Below are 25290 nucleotides of genomic sequence, written 5' to 3'. Positions count from 1 at the left end.
TTCACCATTGTAGGATAAGCGAAGAAATTAGAAGTGTTCGCTAATACTCTGTTTTAATTTTTCAATGGGATTGATGATGACCGGCTCTTCAGGTTCTTCTTTCGGTAACGGCAGTAAGATAATGGCTTCGAGTCCACCTTGCTCACGATTGTGAATCAGGAGTTTACCTTGATGAATGTCTACAATGCGTTTCACAATGGCCAGTCCTAAGCCACTGCCTTGCACTGTGCGTGCGGCATTGCCACGCACGAATGGTTGCATCAGGTCTTCAATTTGATCTTCTGGAATGCCTTCACCATGATCGGCCACACTAATTAAAATATGTTCGCCTTCCACGCGTGCGGATAACTCGACAGGCTCGGCGCCATACCGTTTGGAGTTATTAATTAAATTACCAATTAAGCGTTTCAGGGACAGACTACGCGCTTGAATTAAGGGCAGTTCTTGTGGGCTAAAACGGACATCGAGGGGTTTAAATTGAATCACCAATTCCTGCAATAAATTATTGATATCCGTGGCTTGTAGGACTTCATCTGAGCCATCGCGCATAAAGGAAATAAACTGATTCAAAATAGCATCCATATCTTCCACATCATAAATCAGACCTTCTTTCAAAAAGTCATCATCAGGCATCATTTCTGCACTGAGGCGAATACGTGTGAGCGGCGTACGTAAGTCATGTGAAATACCTGCCAACATAATACGACGGTCTCGTTCAGTCTGATCTAGCGTGTAAATCATATGATTAAATGCTTGATTCACCTCGCGAATTTCTTGCGGTCCATGATTGGTTTCTAAGTAGGGTGCAGTGCCTGTTTTACTGTAGCTGTTGGCGGCATTTTGCAAACGACGCAATGGGCGGTTCAACTGACGAACCAAGGTCAAAATAATGACAGCAGATATGAGCGGTATACCCAGTAACCAACCAAGAATTAATTCAGGGCTATAGTTGGCATAGGTTTTCAGCGGTTCACGAACCCAGTGTCCATTCATTTCTGGGGTTTGCACCCAAATTCTGGGGCTGGGCTTAAACTGGAAATAAACGGTGACGTCTTTAATTCTCAACTCTTTGGCGAGCTGATGTTCAATCCGATTGGTAAAGAAATCGGCTATTAGCTTGTCTTTGACACTTGGATATTCATTAGGATCGGTAACATATTCAACCCCAACGCGTTGTTTGAGCCATTGGTCAATGTCGAGTTGAACATCATCGTGGTAAATTTTTAAGCGTGGGTTGTTGATCATTTCCAATTCAACGGCAAGAAATCTTGCATGCTGTTGAATTTCAGGTAAATAAAGGGTTTTCCAGAAGAACCATAACGACATGAATAAGCTAAAGAACACGATAAACAACACCAGGATCGTGGTGCGCATAGCGGCCGAACGTGGCTTAATTTTATCGAAAAAACGTTCCGAAGAAGTGCGCTTCTTTTCTGAGTAGCTCACAAAATCGGTAAATTCTTGCGGGTCGATCGGATCTAATTTCACGTTATTTCCTGTTTCTATGTGTATGACATAGTTGAATTGCGACAGGGATGCGATACGCGAAGACGTCATCTGCAATTGTTCGAGGCAGGAGGTCTTTAGATTGCTAAAGTTTCTGCGAGTATAGGTTTTAGATGCAGAAAAATGCCGAGTTTTGCAGAAGACAATGGTTTTGCTTACTTTTGCCGAAACAAAAGTAAGGCGAACCGCAGCTTAATCTTTAAATTTGAGCCTAAAGGAAAGATGCCACCATGTCACTGTTAAGCAGTGTACTGATCGAGTGGAGTCTTATTCTTTAATTTTATTCAGCGCCATCTGGAACAAAAACATAACCGACTCCCCAAACCGTTTGGATATAACGGGCACGGGCTGGGTTTTCTTCAATTAGACGACGTAAACGTGAGACTTGTACGTCAATTGAACGTTCCATGGCACCCCATTCACGTCCACGTGCTAAATTCATTAATTTGTCACGAGTGAGAGGTTCACGTGGATGTTGCACGAGGGCCTTCAGTACAGCAAATTCACCTGTTGTGAGAGTAACCACTTGACCTTCACGAGTGAGGGTACGTGTGGAGAGGTCTAAAGACCACGGACCAAAACTCACCACTTCCATTTGCTGACTAGGTGCGCCAGGTACTTCACGGACTTGACGACGTAATACGGCACGAATACGGGCTAACAATTCATTCGGATTAAATGGTTTAGGTAAATAATCATCGGCGCCCGCCTCTAAACCCGCAATACGGTCTGAGTCGCTACCACGAGCGGTCAGCATAATAATCGGCGTATCAATATTTGAGTGGCGCAAACGACGACAAATACTTAAACCATCTTCCACAGGAAGCATAAAATCGAGCACGATGAGAGAAAATAGTTCGCGTTGGAGTAAGCGATCCATTTGGGTGGCATCGTGCGCTGTTTTCACCACGAAGCCTTTGTCTTCCAAAAAGCGCTGTAACAGTGTCCGTAAACGCACATCATCATCTACGACGAGAATGCGTTCAACGCGATCAGTTTCTGCATGTACAACATCGCCATGTTCTGCAGGTACAACTAAACTCATGATGTGTGCTCCTTATTCTTTATTGTCATCGTATACGGGGTCGAGGATCATTAGGAGTATACGATTCATTTATATCGATTTGCTATGTTCTAAAGCAACAAATATCGCAGATAAAATCAAGACATAGATACCAAATATATACATCTAAAATAGCGGATTAACGCCTGATTTACTGCAGTTCTTTGCCTGAATATGCAAAAAAAGTGTGTGAATGGTGAAAAAATCGAAAATTGGCAAATTCAATCAGAATGAAATTTAATAAAACAGTTGTGGATTTTATGGTCTTGGTCTTTATAATCATGGCTTTTAGAACTTATCCTTGTGGGATCAAACACGATGACTGACTTAGTTCAGCAGTTGGCAACAGAGCTTGCCGTACGTTCAAATCAGGTTGAAGCTGCGATTAAACTAATCGATGAAGGCGCAAGCGTTCCATTTATCGCACGTTACCGTAAAGAAGTGACGCAAGGTTTAGACGACATTCAATTACGTCAGCTTGATACACGTTTAGCTTATTTAAGAGATTTATACGAGCGTCGCGAAAAAGTCATTGAATCATTGAAAGAACAAAATAAATTGTCAGATGATTTATTGGCACGTGTAAAAGCTGCTGAAACCAAAAATGCTTTAGAAGAAATTTACGCGCCATATCGTCCAAAGCGCACCAGTAAATCGTTTAAAGCGAAAGAAGCGGGCTTGGGTCCAATTGCAGAAAAAATCTTTCAAGAGGCTGTTGAACCAAGTGAAGCCTTGGCTGGTTTTAGTCATGAAGAATACCCAGATGTGGAAAGCCAACTTGACGCGATCCAGCACATTCTGATTGATGACTGGGCACAAAATATTGCTTTAACTACAGAGTTAAAAACCACTTTTGCTAAAACAGCCGTACTGAAAAGCTTAGTGGCAAGTGAAGAGAAAAAAGAAGTCGGTAAAAAATTCCGCGATTATTTTGATTTCTCTGAAAACCTAAACAAAGTCCCTTCACATCGTTTATTGGCGATGTTACGTGGTCGCCAAGAAAATGTTTTGGGCTTAAAGATAGATGGTGACGATAATGCACCATTGGCGCGTACTGAAGTTGAATACAACTTAGATCAAGTTCAGCCACAAGCACGTCAAGACTTTTTAAAGCAAACCGCGAAACTGTTCTGGTTGGGTAAAGTTCGTCCAAGCATCGAACATTCATTATTGACTGAAAAGCGTTTGAATGCCGAAGCTGAAGCCATGCAAGTCTTTGCTGAAAACCTACGTCACTTATTGCTCTCTGCACCAGCAGGCAGCCGTTGTACCCTCGGGGTAGATCCTGGTATTCGTACAGGGGTGAAATTGGCTGTGGTGAATGAATCTGGTGATGTGGTTGCACATAGCACGATTTACCCATTTGCACCGAAAGAAGATAAAGCGGGTTCAATCGCTGAATTAGCGCGTTTGTGCCAAGAGTTCAATGTCGATTTAATCGCAATTGGTAATGGTACAGCCAGCCGTGAAACAGAAGCTGTCGTTGCTGAAATGATGGCGCAACACCCTGAGCTAAAAGTTACGCGTGTGACGGTGAGTGAAGCAGGGGCATCGGTTTATTCAGCATCGGAGTTGGCTTCGGCTGAGTTGCCAGAGTTAGATGTGTCGATTCGTGGTGCGGTTTCAATTGCGCGTCGCTTACAAGACCCATTGGCTGAATTAGTCAAAATTGATCCAAAATCGATTGGTGTTGGCCAATACCAACATGACGTGAACCAAACAGGTTTAGCCAAAACTCTAGATGCTGTGGTTGAAGACTGTGTGAACGCCGTTGGTGTTGATGTAAACACCGCTTCTGCGGCAATTTTGGGTTATATCGCAGGTTTGAATAAAGCCATTGCACAGCAAATCGTAGAATTCCGTAAAGAAAATGGTCGTTTTGACAACCGTCAAGCCTTGAAGAAAGTACCTCGTTTAGGCGATCGTACCTTTGAACAAGCGGCAGGTTTCTTGCGTATCCAAAATGGTAGTGAACCTCTAGATGCATCTGCGGTGCACCCTGAAAGTTATGGTCTAGTCGAGAAAATGGTGACGGCGAAAGCGACCACTGTGAAAGACTTAATTGGCAACAGTGAAATTATTCGTCAAATGAAGGCGGAAGATTTTGCTGATGAGCAGTTTGGTTTACCCACCATTCAAGACGTTTTAAGTGAATTAGAAAAACCAGGCCGTGATCCACGTCCAGAATTTCGTACGGCAAAATTCCGTGAAGACATTACGGAAGTTGCTCAACTCACTGAAGGGATGCAACTTGAAGGCGTCGTGACCAATGTGACCAACTTCGGTGCCTTTGTTGATGTCGGTGTACATCAAGATGGTTTGGTACATATTTCTGAATTGGCCAATGAGTTTGTTTCTGATCCACACAAAGTCGTGAAACCAGGTCAAATTGTTCAGGTGCGTGTATTACAAGTCGATGCCGAGCGTAATCGCGTGAACTTGTCAATGCGTCCAGAAGGTTCTGAAGCGCCAGCTAAAGCACCGCGTCAACCACGTCGTGAGCAAAATCAGGAACAGCGTGCTGAACGTAAGCCACAAGCGAAACGTCCACAGCAGACACGCCCTCAAGGTGACCGTCCACAACGTCAAGGTGGTCAAAAGCCGCAAGCCAATAAACCACAAGACAACAAAATTGGTGGTTTAGGTGCATTGTTATTACAAGCAGGGATTAAAGGCTCGAAATAAGCCTTAGTTCAACTAAAAAAAACCTCCCAATCGGGAGGTTTTTTTATGCTTAAAATATATCGAGATATATTTTGAACTGATATGTAGTCGCATTTTTAATCTCAAGATGAGCCGAATCTGAAGATCAACAAAAATAATATTAAAAGCTGTTAAACCTTCACAACAGCACAGCAGAACTTCACTTTTCACCCAGCAGATTGTCCGACAAGATTGAGAGCGTCTGGATATTAATATACAGACGTAAACTTTTTGCTATTTAATCATTATAAACGGTTTAACTATGTTGACTTTAGAAACAAAAAACCGATTCCATATCAGGGATGCTTTGTCAGGTTTAGTGGTGTTTTTGGTGGCATTACCGCTGTGTTTAGGTATTGCGCTTGCATCTGGTGCGCCAATTATTTCAGGGATTATCTCGGGAATTATTGGCGGTATAGTTGTTGGGCTTTTGAGTGGCTCACACATTAGCGTTGCGGGTCCAGCAGCAGGGCTAACGGCAGTGATTCTGGTGCAATTGGATCAATTAGGCGGCAATTATGCCGCTTTTTTATTGTGTATTATTTTTGCAGGTCTACTGCAAATTGGCTTTGGTTTACTTAGGCTTGGTTTCTTTGCCAACTTTATCCCCAACAATGTTATTTTGGGGTTATTGGCGGCTATTGGAATTATTCTAATTCTCAGCCAATTGCCTTATCTGTTGGGTTTTTCCAATTTCTCATGGGAACAGCTCTGGGGAGGTCAAATTCACACCGTGTTTGCCACAGTTGATGCTGGTGCTGCACTGATTGGCTTATTCAGCTTATTGCTGATTTTAATGTGGGATTGTAGCCCTCTCAGAAAATACAATATTCCCTCAGCATTGGTCGCTGTAACTCTGGCAGCAGGAGTAAATTATCTATTCATTACCATTGGGTCTCCTTGGGCGGTCAATACCTCAAATTTAATTCAATTACCCAACATTTGGTTGGCACCTGAGCAGGTATTGACGGGACCTGATTGGCGTTATTTAACCGAACCCTTAATTTATACAGGAGCACTGACTTTAGCCGTGGTCGCTTCTTTGGAAACGTTGCTGAATCTGGAAGCGGCGGACAAATTAGACCCATATAAACGCTCATCACCTCCAAATCGTGAATTGTGGGCGCAGGGCATTGGCAATGTGGTCTCGGGTACTATTGGTGGAATGCCATTGACTTCGGTGATTGTCCGTAGTTCGGTCAATGCGAATTCAGGAGCGCGGAGTAAGTATTCCAGTGTGATTCATGGGCTATTGCTGTTGTTGGCCATGCTATGTTTTGTGCCATTGATGAATATGATTCCCTTATCGGCATTGGCTGCCATTTTATTGGCGACGGGCTTTAAACTCACGCATCCTAAGTTGTTCCAGCAGTTGTATCAAAAGGGTTGGAAACAGTTTGTGCCATTTATTATTACCCTAATAGCGATTTTGCTGACTGATTTGTTGATGGGTATTCTGGTTGGGTTATTCTGTAGTGCGGCTTTTATTCTGTACGGAAACTTTTATAAAGGTGTCAGAATTTATAAAGAGCATCATTTACATGGTGTCGTGACTCGTATTGAGCTACCGTCACAAGTCACTTTTTTGAATCGTTCAGCCCTCATTTCAGCACTGGAGCATATTCATGCCGGTGAACAGTTAATTATTGACGCCACACAGTCGGAATCGATTGATGCAGATATCTATCAGGTCATTCAGGATTATCAAGCTGAAACAGCACTGAAGCGTCAAGTTGATGTGAAATTGATTGGCTTTAAACAACATTATCAAGAACTGGATGATGCAACTCTAGATATTGATATCAGCACTGCCGAATTACAGCGTCAATTGAGTCCAGCACAAGTGATTGATTTACTTAAAGCAGGTAATGAGCGTTTCGTTCAAAATGACCGCTTGCAACGGGATATCTACCGTCAGATCCGTGTCACGGCTGATCAAGGTCAGCACCCGATTGCAGCAGTATTGGGCTGTATGGATTCACGTGCGCCAACAGAAATGTTATTTGATGTCGGGATTGGAGATCTGTTTAGTTTACGGATTGCAGGCAATATTGCAGGACAAAAGGTATTAGGCTCGCTCGAGTTTGCCTGTCAGGCTAAAGGTTCTAAAGTGATTGTGGTCCTTGGACATACCGACTGTGGTGCAGTCAGTAGTGCATGTCAATTACGCTTACAACAGAAACAGATTGCGGAGGTGAAGGAGATGCCGCATATTCAATATGTGTTGGGGCCATTAATGCAATCGGTCAACAGCGTGTATCAGATTATGCAGCCGCATGAGCTCAGTAAAGCTTTCTTGGATCAAGTTACAGCGATGAATGTGTTGTATAACATGCAATATATTCAGCAACATAGTACCGTGTTGGCAGAGATGTTTCAGCAAGGACAAATTGCAATTGTAGGTGCGATTTATGATGTGAAAACAGGTCGAGTCAATTTTCTGGAAACCTAAAGGTTGATCATATCTGGTAGTGAAATACTGGGTGTTATGTAGAAATATGTTGAGACTGAAATCAAAATAAAGATATAAAAAAGCCTGTCATTGGACAGGCTTTTTGAATATTTGGATCTTACCAATGTTCACCTGGGAACAGACGGACATACGCCTTTTGTACCCAATTGAGGCGTTCTTGTTTTCCGATTGATGCAGAAGAACTTGGAAATAGGTTATAGCCAATCGACATCAACATATTGTTAATGTCTGGAGCAATGGCATAAGTAATGGATGCTAAACGACCAAGATTGGTGGCAATTTTCTTTGGACGCTTCACAATCGCATAAGCAATTAAGTCGGCTGCTTGTTCAGGAGACAGCGTAGGGACGTATTTATACATTTTGGTTGGCGCGATCATTGGCGTGCGCACCAGCGGCATATAAATTGAGGTAATGGCAATTTTATGCGCATGTGCTTCTGCAGATAGACAGCGGCTAAATGCATCGAGGGCTGCTTTAGAGGCGACATAAGCAGAGAAGCGAGTCGCATTGGCTAAAACACCGATTGAGCTGATATTAATGATTTGACCGCCTTTACGATCCATCATGTGTGGCAAGAGGTTCAGGACTAAACGTACGGCCCCAAAATAATTCAGTTGCATGGTGCGTTCAAAATCGTGAAAGCGATCAAGTGATTCATGTACGGCACGACGAATTGAACGACCAGCATTGTTAATTAAAATATCAATATGTTCTACAGACGCTAAGATGTCTTTAGAGACCGCATCAATGGCTTCCATATCGTTAAGGTCACATGGAAATACAGAGGCCTTGCCACCTTTGGCTTCAATTTCTGCTTTGACCTCATCTAAAGTTTCTTTGGTACGCGAGACGAGGAGGACATGTGCACCCGCATTAGCAAGACGATGTGCTGTAGTTAGGCCAATGCCACTAGATGCGCCAGTAATGAGTACGGTTTTGCCGTGGATACGGTCCTGAAAGAGTTTCTCTAATTTTGCTTTCACGCTGTGTTTCCCTGATTAGAATTTAGTTCACTTAAATTCTAAATTGTCTTTATTTTATTGGAGAACTTGGTTCACATTATTCTATGAGTTGACTAAAACTCACACGCATAATGATAACGGATATACTGAAAAAAGCTATAAATAAGTCATTGAATTTATAAATAAATTTAGAGTATTTGCTCTATTTATGATATTTTATTTCCTTATTTTTAACACGATTTGACTTAAATTCCAAGAGAAAAGGCTCAAAAATCAAGACCTCAAAAGAGGTCTTGATTTTTTCTTTAGACGGTTGCTAAAGCCTGTTCCAAATCTACAAGCAGATCATCAATATGTTCAATCCCGACAGAAAGGCGAACCATATCAATACTCACTCCAGCAGACTTTAGTTCAGCTTCATTCAATTGACGATGGGTGGTGGTGGCTGGATGGCAAGCCAAACTTTTAGCATCGCCAATATTGACCAAGCGAGTGAAGAGTTGTAGGGCATCAATAAAGCGCGTCCCGCCTTCACGACCATCTTGTACCCCAAAGGATAAAATGGCAGAGGGTTTGCCTTTGACATATTTTTGTGCCAAGCCATGCTGAGGGTGATCTTTCAGTCCGGCATAGTTGACCCATTGTACTTTCGGATGGGCTTGCAAATATTCTGCCACTTTTTGCGCATTGTCAGTATGGCGCTCCATACGTAGGTTTAGCGTTTCTAAGCCTTGTAAAATCAAGAACACACTTAAAGGGCTAATCGCAGCACCAGTATTACGTAATGGCACCACACGTGCGCGTGCGATATAAGCTGCCTCACCTAAAGCTTCGACATAGTTCACGCCGTGATAGCTTGGGTCGGGTGTATTCAGCACTTTAAAGCGCTCAGGATATTTGCCCCAAGGGAATTTGCCACTGTCGACAATCGCGCCACCAATCGAGTTACCATGCCCGCCAATATATTTGGTCAAGGAATGCACCACGATATCTGCCCCATATTCAAAGGGTTTCAGCAGCGCAGGAGTTGCGACGGTATTATCAACCACCACAGGCACGCCATATTCATGTGCGATTTTGGCAATGGCTTCTAGGTCAATGATATTACCCAGTGGATTGCCAATGGATTCAACAAAGACCAACTTGGTTTTTTCATCAATTAAACCGCGTAAGGCTTCTGGATTTTGATAATCAAAGAAACGGACTTCAATGCCTTGTTTTGGCAAAGTATGCGCAAACAGGTTATAAGTGCCACCGTACAAGGTCGACACCGAAGCAATGTTGTCGCCTGCTTCGGTAATGGTTTGAATGGCGTAAGTAATGGCTGCCATGCCAGATGCTAAGGCCAACGCACCAATGCCCCCTTCGAGTGCGGCTAAACGTTGTTCTAGCACCGCAGTGGTCGGGTTCATAATTCGGGTATAAATATTGCCTTGGACTTTAAGGTCAAATAAATCAGCGCCATGTTGCGTATTATCAAAGGCATAAGAAGTGGTTTGATAAATCGGTACAGCCACTGCTTTGGTGGTGGCTTCAGGGCTGTAACCTGCATGAATGGCTAAAGTTTCGTCTTTATAGGTCATGAACTTCATCTGCGTGAGTTAAATTTTGCACAGTCTACCATTAATGAATATGAGTGAAAGTGTGAAAATAATGAATATTTATCTAAAAAATTCATAAAGATGAGCTGTGAGGAGCACGTTGTCTGCAGAAGAGGGTGATAAAGAGTATGTTTAAAAAACAACCGAGATGAAAGTTGTAACATTGCATTGAAGATCAGTTTGATGCCTTATTTTTTCAACGTATTCATCGTATAATGCCCGCAAATATTTTTCGCTTCTGGCGATTTTTTGGTTTTTCTATTGAGGAGTCCTACGTGGCCCAATATATTTATACGATGAACCGAGTGTCTAAAATGGTTCCGCCTAAGCGCGAAATCTTAAAAGACATCTCTTTGTCATTTTTCCCGGGTGCAAAAATTGGTGTACTTGGTTTAAACGGTGCAGGTAAATCGACCTTGCTTCGTATTATGGCGGGCGTAGACAAAGATTTCTCTGGTGAAGCGCGTGCGCAACCGGGTATCAAAATTGGTTATCTAGAGCAAGAACCACCGCTCGATCCAAATAAAGACGTGCGTGGCAACGTAGAAGATGGTTTACGCGAACCATTAGATGCCTTGGCACGTTTGGATGAAGTGTTTGCTGAATATGCAGCTGAAGATGCAGACTTCGATAAGCTCGCTAAAGAGCAAGAAAAATTAGAAGCGATTATCCATTCATGGGATGCGCATAACCTCAGCAACCAAATGGATCAAGCCGCAGCTGCGTTGAATCTTCCAGCTTGGGATGCTGACGTGACTTTACTGTCAGGTGGTGAGCGTCGTCGTGTTGCGCTGTGTCGTTTGCTTTTATCTAAGCCAGACATGTTGCTTTTAGACGAACCGACGAACCATTTGGATGCAGAGTCTGTGTCTTGGTTAGAGCGTTTCTTGAAAGACTTTGCCGGCACCATTGTGGCGATTACGCATGACCGTTATTTCTTGGATAACGTGGCGGAATGGATTCTTGAGCTTGACCGCGGTATGGGTATTCCGTATCAAGGCAACTATTCTGCTTGGTTAGAGCAAAAGAATGCGCGTCTAGAGCAAGAACAGAAACAAGAAGAATCTTTTGCGAAAGCATTAAAGAAAGAACTTGAATGGGTTCGTTCAAATGCGAAAGGTCAGCAAAAGAAAAACAAAGCGCGTATGGAGCGTTTTGAAGAGCTTAACTCACGCGAATTCCAACAGCGTAACGAAACGTCTGAAATCTATATTCCACCTGGTCCACGCCTAGGTAATAAAGTGGTGGAAGTGGAAGGCATCAGCAAATCATTTGATGGTCGCGTACTATACGAAAACCTCAGCTTTACCGTGCCGCCTACAGCAATTGTGGGTATTGTGGGTCCAAACGGTGCGGGTAAAACCACACTGTTCCGTATGATGACGGGTGAACAACAGCCAGACACAGGTACGGTGACTTTAGGTGAGTCGGTTAAAGTGGCGTATGTCGGTCAGATTCGTGACACTTTAGATAACAACAAAACTGTTTGGGAAGAAGTTTCTGGCGGTTTAGATATCTTAAGAATTGGCGAATACGAAATTGCATCACGTGCTTATATCGGTCGCTTTAACTTTAAAGGCCAAGATCAGCAAAAACGTGTAGGCGAATTGTCAGGTGGTGAGCGTAACCGTTTACAACTGGCGAAAATCCTGCAAATGGGCGCAAACGTGATCTTACTGGATGAGCCATCGAACGACTTGGATATCGAAACTTTACGTGCGCTTGAAGATGCCATTTTGGTCTTCCCAGGCACAGTGATGGTGGTATCGCATGACCGTTGGTTCCTTGACCGTATTGCAACGCACATTTTGTCATTTGAAAATGAACAACCTGAATTCTACGAAGGCAACTATGCTGAGTATGAAGCATACCGCTTAGCACGTTTAGGCGAAGATGCGGTACAAAAGCGTACCAAATACAAAAAAATCGGTGGTTAATCTCACTGCATAAAAAAACCAGCCTTCGGGCTGGTTTTTTTATGGGAATGATTTAAGAAAAAGCCAGTTCGCTGTAGGCATGATATAGGCAGCGTTTAGCATCTGGATGACCATCCTGAGCGGCTTTTTTTAGCCATCGTTCGGCTTTGGCATAATTGCGATCTAAACCCAACTGTCCATTTAAGTAACCAATGCCCATTTTAAATTCTGCTTCAGGGTAACCGCGTAAGGCGGAGCGCAGAAAATACCATATTGCATTACGGGTATGGCTTGAAATGACGGGGTGGTTTAACTTGTGCATAGATTGCAATATATTTTTGTGCATGAACATATAATAATGTTCGCTTAAAGCCAATTGCTCGAAATGCAGTCCACGTTGGTATTCATGTTCGGCGGAAAAGTCAAATACGGGGGCCGCCGAGTCGTTATAGGGAGTGTGAAATAATAGTGTCCGTACTGTATTGAAGTATTGCATATTCATCATCTCCTCCTTGTCGCTGACAACTGCAATGGTCAATATTTAATTTAAACGTTCTGGCGTAAAGATGTATTAAATTATTGTAACAAAATGGTTTTATTGGTATGTTCTGTTAAAGCTTCCAGTCAATTTTGGCGTGTAATTTTATTACATGCTTGAAGCTGTTATAGTGTTCGCAAATTGTGTTGACCGTATTTTATGCAGTGAAACGTTCTCGTCTTTTTGTCACCATATTGCTGAGTTTGTTCATGTTTCAAAGTCTTTGGAACGTGGCAGCGGCATTTTGTGTGCATGAAGAACCCAAGCGCGTGAGTACGATGTCGCATTTTGGACATCATGTTACTGCCAGTTGCGAGTCAAAAGCGCATGGAATGGTAAAGAAAAGTACGACGCAACACATATCTTCCTTTGATTTGGCGGCCTTTGCACAAGACGATCATAGCGATCATTTGCCTTCTTTTGCACATGTCATGCTGACGGAAGCTCAGCAGTCGGCTTTATCTCCTGTTTTTATTCCTCAATTGGTTCAGGTTCAGTTTAACTGGCAAAACCTGTATCAGTCGCCCCATTTATTCCTCACCAATCCGCCTCCTGTTTTGACCCCGCTATAGGTGGGGTAGCCGAAAATATGGCCCACCACTAATTTTTCATTTTAGTGGGGCAGTATGATGTCTTTTAAAACTTCGAAAGTTTCAAATTTCGACCGTTCACGTATATCTGTATGTGCAATGGGACTAGCGTTGAGTGTGGCGCTTTACAGCTTGCCAGTCTGGGCGGGTGAGCAGATACCATCAATCACGTTGTCACAAGCTATACAACGTTCAGCACAGTATCAACAGACCCAAGGCGTATGGAAAACGCAACAGCAAATTGCCACTGCAAATATCAAACAGGCAAAGCTGTGGGTAAATCCAGAGTTGTCCATACAGCAAACGGGCTTTAATTCAGATCAGGAACGGGAATTTGCACTGGGCATTTCCCAGCGTCTGGATGTTTTTGGTGAACGCAAGGCCAAGCAAAAACGCGCGCAAATTGCCCAACAGCACATTGGACTGAAACAGCAGATCTATCAAGCCGAATTGGAACTGGCAGTCAAATATTTGTGGTCACAACTGGCGATTTATGAATTGGAACGTCAGGTGGTACAAGAGCAATTACGGGTCAGTGAAGAAAATCTGGATGCCATTCAAAAGCGTTATCAGGCCGGCAGTGTGGCACAGGTCGATGTCGATCGTGCTCGCTTGACTCATGCCGAAAGTTTGCGTTTGTTCCGACAGGCTGATTTACAAGTTCAGTTGGCAAAACAGTATTTGTCGAGTGCTTGGGGAGAGCGGGATCAGTCGGTGGCTGTTGCACTTAGTCCCCAGCACATATGGCCTGTAACGACAGCCCAGCAAGTCCAACAGCATTTAGCTGCTAATTTAATGGAAAAAAATCGGCAATTATTGTTGCTGGATTCACACGCCAAAATTGAGCAATTGAAAGCTCAAGCACGTCCCAGTCCTACTGTGAATGTCGGGGTGAATCGCAGTCGATCGGTAGAAACGAATACGGACAATACGTTAGTGGTCGGTATTTCCATTCCGTTGAATCTGTTTGACCGTCAGCAATATGGCAAGGAAATCGTGCAGGCGCAGCAAACTCAGCTAGAGCAGCAACAGGAATTTTATCTCAAGCAAAATGCCTTGCAGGTGGGGAGTTTACTGACGGAATTGCAAGGTCTAGAAGTGCAGTTTCGTGCATTGCAACAGACGCAACTGCCTTTAGCGCAAACCGTTCAACAAAAGACGCTGCAAGGCTTTAAGGTCGGTAAATTTGCACTTTTGGATGTACAGCAAGCCACTTTGCAGTTGCAAGAAGTTCGTATGCGTAAAGTGCAATTGTTGAAAGATGCTTGGCAGTGCGTCCTTGCAGCAGAAAGCCTCAGTTTAGGCATTGATCCGAATCAGGTCATGAACAAAGATGCGATTGCACAATTAAATCAAAGCCTGGGGCAAGACACACAGGCATTATCGGCGATTGGTGGGGGAAACTAACATGTTGAATTTGAGCAATAAGAGATTAAATCAACAGGGGAAAATCTCCCAAAAACTGTTAATGATATTGGCGGTCGTGGTTACGGCGGCGGTGTCTATAGCGGTGTTGTTCTTGACGCAAAAGTCATCTACGAAGGAGGATGAGCACGGACACGCTGAGGCAGAAGAACATGCAGATGAAGAAGGGCATGAAGAATCGGAGGAACATGAAACCGCAATTGCTTTAACGGCTAAACAGGTCACTGAACAAGGTATTCAACTGGCTGTTGCAGAGTTGGGTTCTGTGCTGAAATCGGCTGCTTATCCTGCCAAATTGGTGGTGAATACTGATCGCCAAGCGCATGTGGCTCCTGCATTTGCTGGGCATGTGGAAGCTGTCTATGTCGAATTGGGGCAGCAGGTCGCGAAAGGACAAGCACTCGCCAGTTTATTGGTGCCAGATCTGGTTGATCAACAAGCCAATTTACAAACTGCGCAAGCCAATTTGGAATTGGCACGGCAAGACTATGAGCGCGAGAAAAAGTTATGGGCAGAAGGTATTTCTGCCCAGCAGGATTATCAACGTGCCTATCACGCCTATCAGCAAGCGCAGATTCAGGTCAGAGCAACACGCTCACGCTTATCTGCTTTTGGTGCTCAAACGAGCAGCCAAGGGCGTTATGTATTAAAGGCACCCATCGCAGGTGTGATCAGTCAGAAAGATCTGGTGGTGGGTGAGAATGTACAACTGGCTGATCAATTGTTTGTGATTGATCAGTTGGATCAATTGTGGCTGGAATTTATTGCACCGAGCAGTGAATTTGCCGCAATTGTGCCAAATCAAACGCTTGAATTTAAATCCTTACAAACAGGAAATTTATTTAAGGCACAAATTCAAAGCTTAAATAGTCAGGCCGATGTACAAACGGGACGTCTACAAGTCCGTGCAAAAGTTTTGTCCAGTGCGTCAGAATTACGTCCGAATTTAATGGTCAATGTACAGTTACAACAGCAGCAAGCGCAACAGGGTTTACGTATTTTGACCAGTGCGCTACAGCAAGTGGAAGGGAAAGATGCGGTATTTGTGGCTAGTCAGCATGGGCAAAAAATTGAATTTATGCCTCAAGCCGTGACTTTAGGCGCTCGCTCTAGCGATGGTCAATGGATAGAGGTGCAATCTGGTTTAAATAAGGGACAACAATACGCAGCACAAGGCAGCTTCTTACTCAAATCTGAATTAGAGAAAGGAGAGGCGAGCCATGCACACTAAACCACCGCTTCCACCCGAGGTTGAAACGGCACAGCTTACTTCAGACGGTTTACCTCCGCCAGGAGGATGGTTTGACCGCATCATCCAGTTTTCTATTCGCAATGCCATTTGGGTCATGCTCTTTGTGCTGACGTGGATTGGAGTCGGGATTTACAGCTATCAACAATTGCCAATTGATGCTGTGCCCGATATTACCAATACGCAGGTGCAAATTAATACCCAAGCCACAGGCTTTACAGCCTTGGAGGTCGAACAACGAATTACCTATTCCATAGAAAATGCCATGGCAGGTTTGCCTGAGTTACAGCAAACCCGTTCCATTTCACGTTATGGTCTGTCTCAGGTCACCATTATTTTTCAGGATGGTACCGATATTTATTGGGCAAGGCAGTTGATCAATCAGCGTCTACAAGAAGCACAGGCGGAACTTCCTGAAGCCATTATTCCGACTATGTCGCCCATTTCTACGGGGTTGGGTGAAATTTATCAATGGGTAATTAAGGCAGAACCGAATGCACGTAAGGCAGACGGTACAGTGTATAGTGCTATGGATTTGCGTGAAATTCAGGACTGGATTGTTCGTCCACAATTGCAACGTGTCGCAGGTGTTGCGGAGGTCAACTCGATTGGTGGGTATAACAAAACCTATGTGGTCACGCCAGATTTACAACGCTTACAGCAATTGCAAATTCCACTCAGTGAGTTACAAACTGCGCTTACTGAAAATAATGAAAACCGTGGTGCAGGCTTTATTGAACAGAATGGTCAGCAATTGACGGTACGGGTACCAGGTACACTCACTGATATCAAAGCGATTCAAAATGTCAGTATCAGCAACAAAAATGGTTTTCCGATTCGGGTGGCTGATGTTGCCACAGTTTCCATAGGTTATGATTTACGGACAGGGGCCGCAACCTATAACGGAGAAGAAACGGTATTGGGTATCGCGATGATGATGATGGGTGAGAACAGTCGTACTGTCGCGCAAGCTGTGGATGCCAAATTGAAACAGGTACAACAGTCTTTACCCAAAGGTGTGGTTATTGAAACCGTATATGACCGTACCAGTCTGGTCGATCGTGCGATACGCACCGTACAGAAAAATCTGGTCGAAGGTGCAATTCTGGTTATCGTGATTCTGTTTTTATTTCTGGGGAATTTCCGTGCCGCACTGATCACCGCCTGTGTGATTCCACTTTCGATGTTGTTTACTTTAGCGGGGATGGCGCAACAGAACATCAGTGCCAATTTAATGAGTTTGGGCGCACTGGATTTCGGCATCATCGTGGATGGGGCTGTGGTGATTGTGGAAAACTGTATTCGCAGATTAGCAGAAGCCCAGCATCGACATCGACGCTTACTCACCCGTTCTGAACGATTTCAGGAAGTGTTTTTAGCAGCGAAGCAGGCACGTCGACCATTAATCTTTGGTCAATTGATTATTTTGGTGGTGTATTTCCCGATTTTTGCCTTGTCAGGAGTAGAAGCCAAATTGTTTCACCCCATGGCAATGACGGTCGTGTTGGCCCTGATAGGCGCCATTCTTCTCTCGATCAGTTTTGTCCCTGCCGCGGTGGCCTTATGGGTCACGGGGGAGGTCAAAGAAACCGAAAGTCGCTGGATGCTCTGGCTGAAGCAGCAGTACACGCGATTATTGAACTGGGCCTATGACTTCAAAGCCTTGGTACTGACGCTAGCGCTGTGTATTTTATTTTTTACAGGTGTACTTGCCACACAGGTGGGGAGTGAGTTTGCACCGCAATTGAGCGAAGGGGATTTTGCGGTACAACAAATGCGTTCGCCGAGTACGGGCTTAGAACAGTCCTTGCGCATGCAGGAAAATACTGAAAAGTTACTGTTAAAACAATTTCCTGAAATTAAGGCAATTTTTGCGCGTACGGGAACCGCAGAGGTCGCAACAGATGTGATGCCCCCCAATATTTCCGATGCGATTGTATTGTTAAAGCCACGTGAGCAATGGCCAGAATCCAAACAAAGCCTCGATGAGCTACGGCAACGTATGATCGCTTTTCTGGCGACTTTACCGGGCAATAACAGTGAGTTTTCTCAACCGATTGAACTGCGCTTTAATGAGCTGATTTCAGGTGTACGCAGTGATGTCGGAGTCAAGATTTTTGGCGATGATATGCAGGTGCTGAATCAGCAGGCGACGCAGATTGCGCAAAAAATTCAGCGCATTTCAGGCGCAACGGCGGTCAATATTGAGCAAACCAGTGGTCTTCCTTTGTTGAATGTAGAGGTGAACCCAGCCTTAGCGGCGCAATATGGTTTGTCGGTCAAAGCGATTCAAGATTTGGTGGCGACCAGCGTGGGTGGTCAACATATTGGACAAATTTTACAAGGTGATCGACGCTTTGATTTTGTCATTCGTTTAGATGAGCAACAGCGAACGCCTGAACATTTAGCTGTATTGCCGCTACAAACCGCCAATGGCGGACTCATTCAACTACAAGACGTGGCCAAAGTTGAAACCATTTTAGGGATCAACCAAGTGAGCCGTGAAGATGGCAAACGCCGTATGGTGGTGACTGCTAATGTCGAAGGGCGTGATTTGGGTTCATTTGTACAGGAACTGCAAACGACGCTGGCAGAGCAGCCTTTACCCGCAGGCTATTGGTTAGATTATGGTGGTCAGTTCGAAAATTTAATCTCCGCTAAAAACCGTATGCTCTGGGTGGTTCCGCTGGCCTTAATTGCAATTTTTATTCTACTCATGGCCGTGTTTCATGACATCAAAGAGAGCTTGCTGGTGTTTACTGGAGTGCCATTTGCGCTGTGTGGTGGTTTGATTGCTTTATGGTTACGTGATATTCCACTTTCAATGTCAGCAGGGGTAGGTTTTATTGCTTTATCAGGTGTTGCGGTCTTGAATGGTCTGGTCATGCTGACCTTTATCAAAGAGCTAAGACAGCATTTAGATATTTACCCTGCCACATGGCAAGGTGCAATTTTGCGTTTACGCCCTGTGTTGATGACGGCTTGTGTTGCCTCATTGGGGTTCATTCCCATGGCTTTGGCGACAGGAACAGGGGCGGAAGTGCAACGACCGCTTGCGACCGTGGTGATTGGCGGGATTTTATCTTCGACGATGCTGACCTTGGTACTTTTGCCAATTTTGTATCGTTGGATGCATGAAGCTAAAGCAAGTTAAATGAAATATGCCTTGATTCGCTTTGAATCAAGGCATTGTTGAGTCTTAAGAATTTGCTTGAGCAACATGGACACTGATAATGGTGGCGTACTGATTTTTCGGAGTCGCTTTGTTATCGAGTTTTTCAGACACTTCGATCAAGTAATTTCCAGCATGTGGAAAAGTAAGATTGGCACTGCCATTATTGTGTACAGGAATGCGGAGTGCTTGAGCTTCAGTTGCACCTTGAGCACGAACCACTAACTCAGCCTGAGCTAAAGGTTTATTGGCTTTATGAATGTGGAGCTGAACCGCTTGCTGCGCGATCAGTGCATTCGGATGGGTAGAAAAATTGACCTGAATCGGTGCTGAACTCGCAGCAATCGCAGAAGTCGATTGTTTGCTGATATAAGTCTGCAAGGTCCATTCACGAACGGTGTCTACTTTTTTGGGCAATTTGCCCTTAAAGTCGCTGGCAATCACATAATCACGCTCACTTAAAGGCGGGACTTGCTCTGCTGTCGCATCGGCTAAAATTTTCCATTGTTTATTATGCTGAACATATTGGATTGGGTAACTGGTCTTGGCAAAAACCGTATAGGTGCCTTTTTCGGGTAGGGGTAAATCAAAGGTGGTGGCAGATTTTAAAGTCGTTGTGGGCTGTAAGGTGGCTTGCTTTTGGTTGGGTTGAACAATGGTAAATTGTGGATCTTTGAGTGCATATTCTGCTTGTAAGGCTTGCTCTGCATAAGCTGCAATAACAGGAATTTGGGTGTTATCCGTGGTAAAGGCCAGTGGCGCGACATAAGGTTCATGTGCAAAGCCATAGCTGCTCAGCAGTACCCCAGAAAGAATAACAATTTTTTTCATAACAGAATTCCAATTTCAAAAATGATGCGAGAAGATAAGTGAAGACTTAGCCAATCAATTAGATATGCAAATGATAATTATTTTCATATATTTTGCAAAGTAAAATATAACGTGTAGGTCGAATTTGACCAAGTTGACTGAAATAAGAATGAATAGAGGCAACAATATGAGTGGATCGCATGGGCATGAGCATACACATGCAACCGTGACTGAAAAAAATGCGAAGAAGTTAAGTTTCGCTTTAATGCTGACCAGTATTTTTTTAATTATTGAAGTCATCGCGGGTTTTATTACGCAGAGTTTGGCATTGCTTTCGGATGCGGCACATATGTTTACCGATGCAGCAGCACTCGCGATTGCTTTGGTCGCCATTAAAATTGGCAAATTACCTGCGGATAATAAACGGACCTTTGGCTATCAGCGTTTCGAAATTTTAGCGGCGTTATTTAATGCGCTAATGTTGTTCTTAGTTGCCATCTATATTTTATACGAAGCCTATCAGCGTTTTAGTCATCCTCCAGAAATTCAAAGTATGGGTATGTTGGTTGTGGCCGTCATTGGCTTGATCATTAATTTAATTTCCATGCGCATCTTGTTTTCCAGTGCACAAGAAAGTCTGAATGTGAAAGGCGCTTATTTAGAGGTTTTAAGTGATGCCTTAGGTTCAGTCGGAGTGATTATTGGGGCCATTGTGATTTATTTTACCCAGTGGTATTGGGTGGATACGCTGATTGCTGTCTTGATTGGCTTTTGGGTGTTGCCACGGACGTGGATTTTACTGAAACAGAGTATTAATATTTTATTGGAAGGGGTACCAGAAGAAATTGATATAGAGCAATTGCGTCAAGATTTACTACAATTGCCTAAAGTGGAAAGTATCCATCAACTCAAGGTTTGGGCCATCAGCTCTAAAAACATTCATCTCACTGTGCATCTATATGCACCACATGCCGATCAAAAACAGTTGTATCAGACAGCTTCCGCGATGCTACATCAGCAATATGGTATCGCGGAAATGACTTTACAGATTGAAGATGATGAATGTATGGCGCATGCACATAGTCAGCGAGGGGTTCATCAACATGAAGCACCAGCGCATGTTCATTCAGAGCAAGACACTCATGACCATTCACATCAGCATTAAGCTGATGTGAAGTTGGATTGAATTAGATTTCCCACTCGTGTTCGCATTCACGGCATTTCCATTTTTTTTGGGATTGCATAAATGATTGCATTGAAATTTTGAAATCGGGTAAATCGCGGTAGAACAAGAAACTTGCAACAGCACAGATCACAAACACCACAACCGTTGCAATTTGCAGGGTTGAGCCTGCACCATCACCAAATAACCACATGGCGATGCTAATTAACACCAAAAGCAACAAAACAAAAATGGAAGGCACAAGGAACACCAAACTTTTTGGCACAACTGGGCGTGCTGCAGGCGCATTGGCTTGAGCAACAGGCATAATCTTCGGACTTTGGCATTTTGGGCAACGGTATTGCATTTCAGCTCCATCATTTTTATCTGAGTTTATTCTAGCGGAATGTTGTACAGAGCTAAAATAATTCAGGCAAATTTATGTTTTGTTGAGGCAATAAAAAAGCCACTGTTGAACAGTGGCTTTTTTGAATTTGGCGTCCCTACGGGGATTCGAACCCCGGTTACCGCCGTGAAAGGGCGATGTCCTAGGCCTCTAGACGATAGGGACTTATGAGGCAACACAGGTAAAACGATTTTTTGGTGGAGTCAAGCGGGATCGAACCGCTGACCTCTACAATGCCATTGTAGCGCTCTACCAACTGAGCTATGACCCCAGTCTGTGTGAGCGCAATATTAGGGATATTCTGCTCACACGTCAACAGCTAATTTAATTAGGCTTGTTCAATTGCATCATTTTTCGGCAATTTCAGACTTTCATTTAATTTTTCCCATACTTTCGCTTCTTTTTTGCTCGGTGCACCCACAATTTCCAGTGCATGGCGTAAACGAGCGAAGGTTAAGTCTGGACCTAAAGTCACCATCGATTGCATGACTGGGGTCGAAGAAGTCGAACCTGCAATCGCAATAAAGAAGGCTGGCATGAAATCACGCAGCTTAATGTTCATCTGGTTGGCTAAATCCATCAGGATTTGACTCACCGTGTCATTGTTCCACGCAAACTGGCTTTCTAAACGCCAAATGGCAAATTGCAAGCTTTGACGCACTTGTTCTTCAGTCAACTTCTTGCTTTCAAACTGTTCTTTGCTAATTTGTGGCATGTGGTTGAAATAGAAACCGGCCCAATTCACTGCTTCAGACAACAAGTGAATACGTGGCTGAATTGCAGCTGCAATATCTTCTAAGGTATTGCGGTCACTTTTCCAGCTCAACAGACGATCGAGTAACTGACCAGGAGTGAGGGATTTAATCCATTGACCATTCAGCCAATTAAGTTTTTCCACATCAAAAATTGGACCACCTAAAGACACACGTTTCACATCAAAGTGTTCAACCATGTCATTTAAGGTAAAGACTTCACGTTCGTCAGGCATTGACCAGCCCATACGACCCAAGTAGTTCAAGAGCGCTTCAGGCAATACACCAATGTCACGGTAGTAGTTGATCGAGGTCGGGTTTTTACGTTTAGACAGTTTTGATTTGTCTGGATTACGCAACAATGGCATGTGGCACAGAGTTGGCATTTCCCAGCCAAAATATTGGTAAAGTAACTGGTGTTTTGGTGCAGATGGCAACCATTCTTCACCACGAAGCACATGGGTGATTTCCATTAAGTGATCATCAACCACGTTTGCCAAGTGATAAGTTGGTAAACCGTCGGTTTTTAATAACACTTGCATGTCGACTTGCGCCCAAGGAATTTCAACCTCACCACGTAACAAGTCATTAACTTTACACACGCCGTCTTCAGGTACTTTCATCCGAATTACGTGTGGTTCACCCGCTGCAAGGCGGCGTTGCACTTCTTCTTGGGTGAGTTTTAAGCCACGGCCATCATATTTTTGTGTTTCGCCACGTGCTTGTTGTTCTTCACGCATTTGATCTAGTTCTTCAGCCGTTGCGAAGCAGTAGAATGCATGGCCTTTTTCAACCAAATCTAAAGCATATTGTTTGTAGATATGCATACGCTCCGATTGGCGATAAGGTGCGTGAGGTCCGCCCACGTCTGGTCCCTCAGACCAATTCAAACCTAACCAGCGTAAAGAATCTAAAATCATTTTTTCAGATTCAGGTGTCGAGCGAAGTTGGTCGGTATCTTCAATACGTAAGATAAATTCGCCGCCATGTTTTTTTGCAAAACACATGTTAAATAACGCGATGTAGGCAGTTCCTACATGAGGAAACCCTGTAGGTGAGGGAGCAATACGGGTACGAATAGTCATAACAATATTTTTCAGAAAATAAACTGAGGCTATTATAACGAAAAAGCCCAATCACTTAATGCTTAATTCAACATTTGTGACTGGGCTTATGACCAATTTTTAAGGGGAAAAAATTGGGCGTTTGAATCAAGAATTATTTTGCGGGAAAATCGCTTGTAAGAAACGTGAGAAGCGCTCATTTTGCGTTGCAAAGAAACTTTGGGTCGGTGCAACTTTAATTGCGGTCAGCACTTTTAAATTGTTATCTGCCTGCAAATAATTGTCACCTTGCTTTTGCTGATTGAGTGCTTTTTCAATCAAAGAGACTTTTTCTGGTGCTGCACTTTTGTTCAGGGTGGCTTTAATTGCAGCAGTGTGACCCGATTGAGCCATTAAACCCAAACCCACACTCAGAAAGATGGCTTGAAAAAAGTGTACGTTCATCGCGAATTCCCCCTTTAACTCAACACGTTGAGAACTTTTTTTAAAATACTGTTCTACATACTATAGCTACAATTTAAACATCTATAGAAACAAAAAAGTAGACTTACATCACACTTTTTACAAAAAGATAAGAAAATCTAAATGATTTTACGCTTAATGATTACAGTAATAACGATCTATTATTGTTGTAGCAAATAAATATGAAGACATCATGAAGATTGTAATATTGTGACAAATTTTAGACTATTTCATGACATGATGCAGCATAATTTGAGGCTTATATTGCAATATTTTATATATCTTAAAATTAGAAAAACTATGAATAAATGATTATAGCCAACATGATTGTGCAAACTATTGATTAAAAATATAGTGCAAAAAACAGTCATTAGAGTCCGACAATGAATAAATCTTTCTTTGCATTGGGAATTGCAATTTTAGCTGGGGTTTCGGGGCAAGTCTTGGCAGCAAAAAGCTTCTTGAATGTGTCTTATGATCCGACCCGTGAATTTTATCAAGAATACAATAAAGAATTTGGTCAGTACTGGAAGCAGCGCACGGGTCAAGAGATTGAATTCAAACAGTCTCATGGGGGGTCTGGTAAGCAAGCACGCGCTGTAGCAACAGGTTTAGAAGCCGATGTGGTGACTTTAGCTTTGGCCAATGATATTGATGAAATTGTCAAAGCTGGTTATATCGATAAAAATTGGCAAAAAGAATTTCCAAATAATTCGGCACCTTATACTTCAACCGTGGTTTTTTTGGTGCGCAAGGGCAATCCAAAACACATTAAAGACTGGAATGACTTGGTAAAGCCGGGCGTTGAAATTATTACCCCTAATCCAAAAACAGGTGGGGCACCACGTTGGATTTATCTGGCGGCATGGGGTTATGCTCTAAAACAACCCGGGGGCAATGACGCCAAAGCGAAAGAGTTGGTCAAAAATCTGTATCACAATGTCAAAGTGCTGGATTCGGGGGCGCGAGGCTCTTTAACCACCTTTGCTGAACGTGGCATAGGGGATGTGTTGTTGTCTTGGGAAAACGAAGCTTTGTTGGCAACCAAAGGTTTGGGCAAAGGCGAGTTTGAAATTGTTTATCCTTCGGTTTCTATCTTGGCAGAACCTTCAGTCGCGATTGTTGATCGAACCGTTGATAAAGATGGCAATCGCAACTTGGCCAAAGGGTATTTAAATTATTTGTATTCACCGAAGGGACAAGATTTAGCAGCAAAATATTATTTCCGCCCACGCAATGCACAAGCCGCAGCCAAATACGCTGCCCAATTTCCAAAGATTAAACTCTTTACGATTGGAGATGTATTTGGTGGTTGGGCAAAAGCGCAACAAACGCACTTTGTAAATGGTGCGATTTTTGATCAGATTTATAATCAAGCCAATTAAACTGGCTTAAAATAGTACAAAAAAGTCTCCAAAGGAGGCTTTTTTGCTT

18 protein-coding genes and 2 tRNA genes are annotated in these 25290 nt (G+C 43.4%); 9 read left to right on the top strand and 11 right to left on the bottom strand.

Annotated features, from left to right (window positions below):
- Nucleotides 1-27 precede the first annotated feature (27 nt).
- Nucleotides 28-1488 carry an ATP-binding protein gene (locus E0H94_RS05690; protein ID WP_131325515.1) on the bottom strand — a complete coding sequence of 487 codons (1461 nt, stop codon included), beginning with the start codon at nucleotides 1486-1488 and terminating at the stop codon, nucleotides 28-30.
- Nucleotides 1489-1786: 298 nt separating this feature from the next.
- Nucleotides 1787-2551 carry a two-component system response regulator OmpR gene (ompR, locus tag E0H94_RS05685; protein WP_116759040.1) on the bottom strand — a complete coding sequence of 255 codons (765 nt, stop codon included), beginning with the start codon at nucleotides 2549-2551 and terminating at the stop codon, nucleotides 1787-1789.
- Nucleotides 2552-2887: 336 nt separating this feature from the next.
- Between ompR and E0H94_RS05680 the strand changes: the two genes are divergently transcribed.
- The gene (locus E0H94_RS05680; protein ID WP_131325514.1) at nucleotides 2888-5254 is read left to right on the top strand and encodes a Tex family protein; all 2367 of its coding nucleotides are present in this window, start codon (nucleotides 2888-2890) and stop codon (nucleotides 5252-5254) included.
- A 280-nt stretch (nucleotides 5255-5534) separates the two neighbouring features.
- Nucleotides 5535-7724 carry a SulP family inorganic anion transporter gene (locus E0H94_RS05675; RefSeq protein WP_131325513.1) on the top strand — a complete coding sequence of 730 codons (2190 nt, stop codon included), beginning with the start codon at nucleotides 5535-5537 and terminating at the stop codon, nucleotides 7722-7724.
- Between the two features lie 118 nt (nucleotides 7725-7842).
- Here E0H94_RS05675 and E0H94_RS05670 read toward each other — a convergent pair whose 3' ends face one another.
- Nucleotides 7843-8730, bottom strand: coding sequence for an SDR family NAD(P)-dependent oxidoreductase (locus tag E0H94_RS05670; protein WP_116759037.1), 888 nt, complete (start codon nucleotides 8728-8730; stop codon nucleotides 7843-7845).
- Nucleotides 8731-9014: 284 nt separating this feature from the next.
- A complete protein-coding gene (locus tag E0H94_RS05665) occupies nucleotides 9015-10292 on the bottom strand; it encodes an O-acetylhomoserine aminocarboxypropyltransferase/cysteine synthase family protein (protein ID WP_131325512.1) in 1278 nt (425 codons plus the stop codon).
- A 293-nt stretch (nucleotides 10293-10585) separates the two neighbouring features.
- Here E0H94_RS05665 and ettA point away from each other — a divergent pair, with 293 nt between their 5' ends.
- Nucleotides 10586-12247: an energy-dependent translational throttle protein EttA gene (ettA, locus tag E0H94_RS05660; RefSeq protein WP_086209193.1), complete on the top strand. Its 1662-nt coding sequence runs from the start codon at nucleotides 10586-10588 to the stop codon at nucleotides 12245-12247.
- Between the two features lie 52 nt (nucleotides 12248-12299).
- On the opposite strand, the gene E0H94_RS05655 is transcribed toward ettA, so the two are convergent.
- Nucleotides 12300-12728, bottom strand: a complete 429-nt coding sequence (locus E0H94_RS05655; protein ID WP_227548554.1) for a tetratricopeptide repeat protein — start codon at nucleotides 12726-12728, stop codon at nucleotides 12300-12302.
- A gap of 179 nt (nucleotides 12729-12907) precedes the next feature.
- On the opposite strand from E0H94_RS05655, the gene E0H94_RS05650 reads away from it, so the two are divergent.
- The 4 genes from E0H94_RS05650 to E0H94_RS05635 are packed head-to-tail and all read left to right on the top strand — an operon-like array spanning nucleotide 12908 to nucleotide 19182.
- On the top strand, nucleotides 12908-13336 hold the full coding sequence (locus E0H94_RS05650) for a cation efflux protein, CzcI-like (RefSeq protein ID WP_413773004.1): 429 nt from the start codon (nucleotides 12908-12910) through the stop codon (nucleotides 13334-13336).
- Between the two features lie 54 nt (nucleotides 13337-13390).
- Nucleotides 13391-14761 (top strand): TolC family protein, encoded by a 1371-nt coding sequence (locus tag E0H94_RS05645; RefSeq protein WP_131325510.1) that lies wholly within the window; start codon nucleotides 13391-13393, stop codon nucleotides 14759-14761.
- Nucleotide 14762: 1 nt separating this feature from the next.
- Nucleotides 14763-16010 (top strand): efflux RND transporter periplasmic adaptor subunit, encoded by a 1248-nt coding sequence (locus E0H94_RS05640; RefSeq protein ID WP_131325509.1) that lies wholly within the window; start codon nucleotides 14763-14765, stop codon nucleotides 16008-16010.
- Nucleotides 16000-19182 carry an efflux RND transporter permease subunit gene (locus E0H94_RS05635; protein WP_131325508.1) on the top strand — a complete coding sequence of 1061 codons (3183 nt, stop codon included), beginning with the start codon at nucleotides 16000-16002 and terminating at the stop codon, nucleotides 19180-19182. Before E0H94_RS05640 ends, E0H94_RS05635 begins: the two co-directional genes overlap by 11 nt.
- Before the next feature lie 45 nt (nucleotides 19183-19227).
- On the opposite strand, the gene E0H94_RS05630 is transcribed toward E0H94_RS05635, so the two are convergent.
- Nucleotides 19228-20031, bottom strand: coding sequence for a DUF4198 domain-containing protein (locus E0H94_RS05630; RefSeq protein WP_131325507.1), 804 nt, complete (start codon nucleotides 20029-20031; stop codon nucleotides 19228-19230).
- Between the two features lie 166 nt (nucleotides 20032-20197).
- Here E0H94_RS05630 and E0H94_RS05625 point away from each other — a divergent pair, with 166 nt between their 5' ends.
- The gene (locus tag E0H94_RS05625) at nucleotides 20198-21175 is read left to right on the top strand and encodes a cation diffusion facilitator family transporter (RefSeq protein ID WP_131325506.1); all 978 of its coding nucleotides are present in this window, start codon (nucleotides 20198-20200) and stop codon (nucleotides 21173-21175) included.
- A 22-nt stretch (nucleotides 21176-21197) separates the two neighbouring features.
- On the opposite strand, the gene E0H94_RS05620 is transcribed toward E0H94_RS05625, so the two are convergent.
- The 5 genes from E0H94_RS05620 to E0H94_RS05600 all read right to left on the bottom strand — a co-directional run bounded on the left by E0H94_RS05620 (nucleotide 21198) and on the right by E0H94_RS05600 (nucleotide 23838).
- Entirely contained in the window at nucleotides 21198-21539 is a 342-nt protein-coding gene (locus E0H94_RS05620; protein ID WP_131325505.1) for a hypothetical protein, read from the bottom strand.
- Nucleotides 21540-21667: 128 nt separating this feature from the next.
- Nucleotides 21668-21743 (bottom strand) — tRNA-Glu (locus E0H94_RS05615).
- A gap of 30 nt (nucleotides 21744-21773) precedes the next feature.
- Nucleotides 21774-21849, bottom strand: a tRNA-Ala gene (locus E0H94_RS05610).
- Between the two features lie 57 nt (nucleotides 21850-21906).
- A complete protein-coding gene (gene gltX, locus E0H94_RS05605; RefSeq protein ID WP_131325504.1) occupies nucleotides 21907-23415 on the bottom strand; it encodes a glutamate--tRNA ligase in 1509 nt (502 codons plus the stop codon).
- A 126-nt stretch (nucleotides 23416-23541) separates the two neighbouring features.
- Nucleotides 23542-23838 (bottom strand): hypothetical protein, encoded by a 297-nt coding sequence (locus E0H94_RS05600; protein WP_131325503.1) that lies wholly within the window; start codon nucleotides 23836-23838, stop codon nucleotides 23542-23544.
- Nucleotides 23839-24239: 401 nt separating this feature from the next.
- Here E0H94_RS05600 and E0H94_RS05595 point away from each other — a divergent pair, with 401 nt between their 5' ends.
- The gene (locus tag E0H94_RS05595; RefSeq protein ID WP_131325502.1) at nucleotides 24240-25241 is read left to right on the top strand and encodes a sulfate ABC transporter substrate-binding protein; all 1002 of its coding nucleotides are present in this window, start codon (nucleotides 24240-24242) and stop codon (nucleotides 25239-25241) included.
- The last annotated feature ends 49 nt before the right edge of the window (nucleotides 25242-25290 follow it).

The organism is Acinetobacter sp. ANC 4173, from assembly GCF_004331255.1.
Taxonomy (GTDB): Bacteria; Pseudomonadota; Gammaproteobacteria; order Pseudomonadales; family Moraxellaceae; genus Acinetobacter.
The sequence above is the reverse complement of the archived record's forward strand: the minus strand, read 5'-3'. Positions and strand labels throughout refer to the sequence as shown.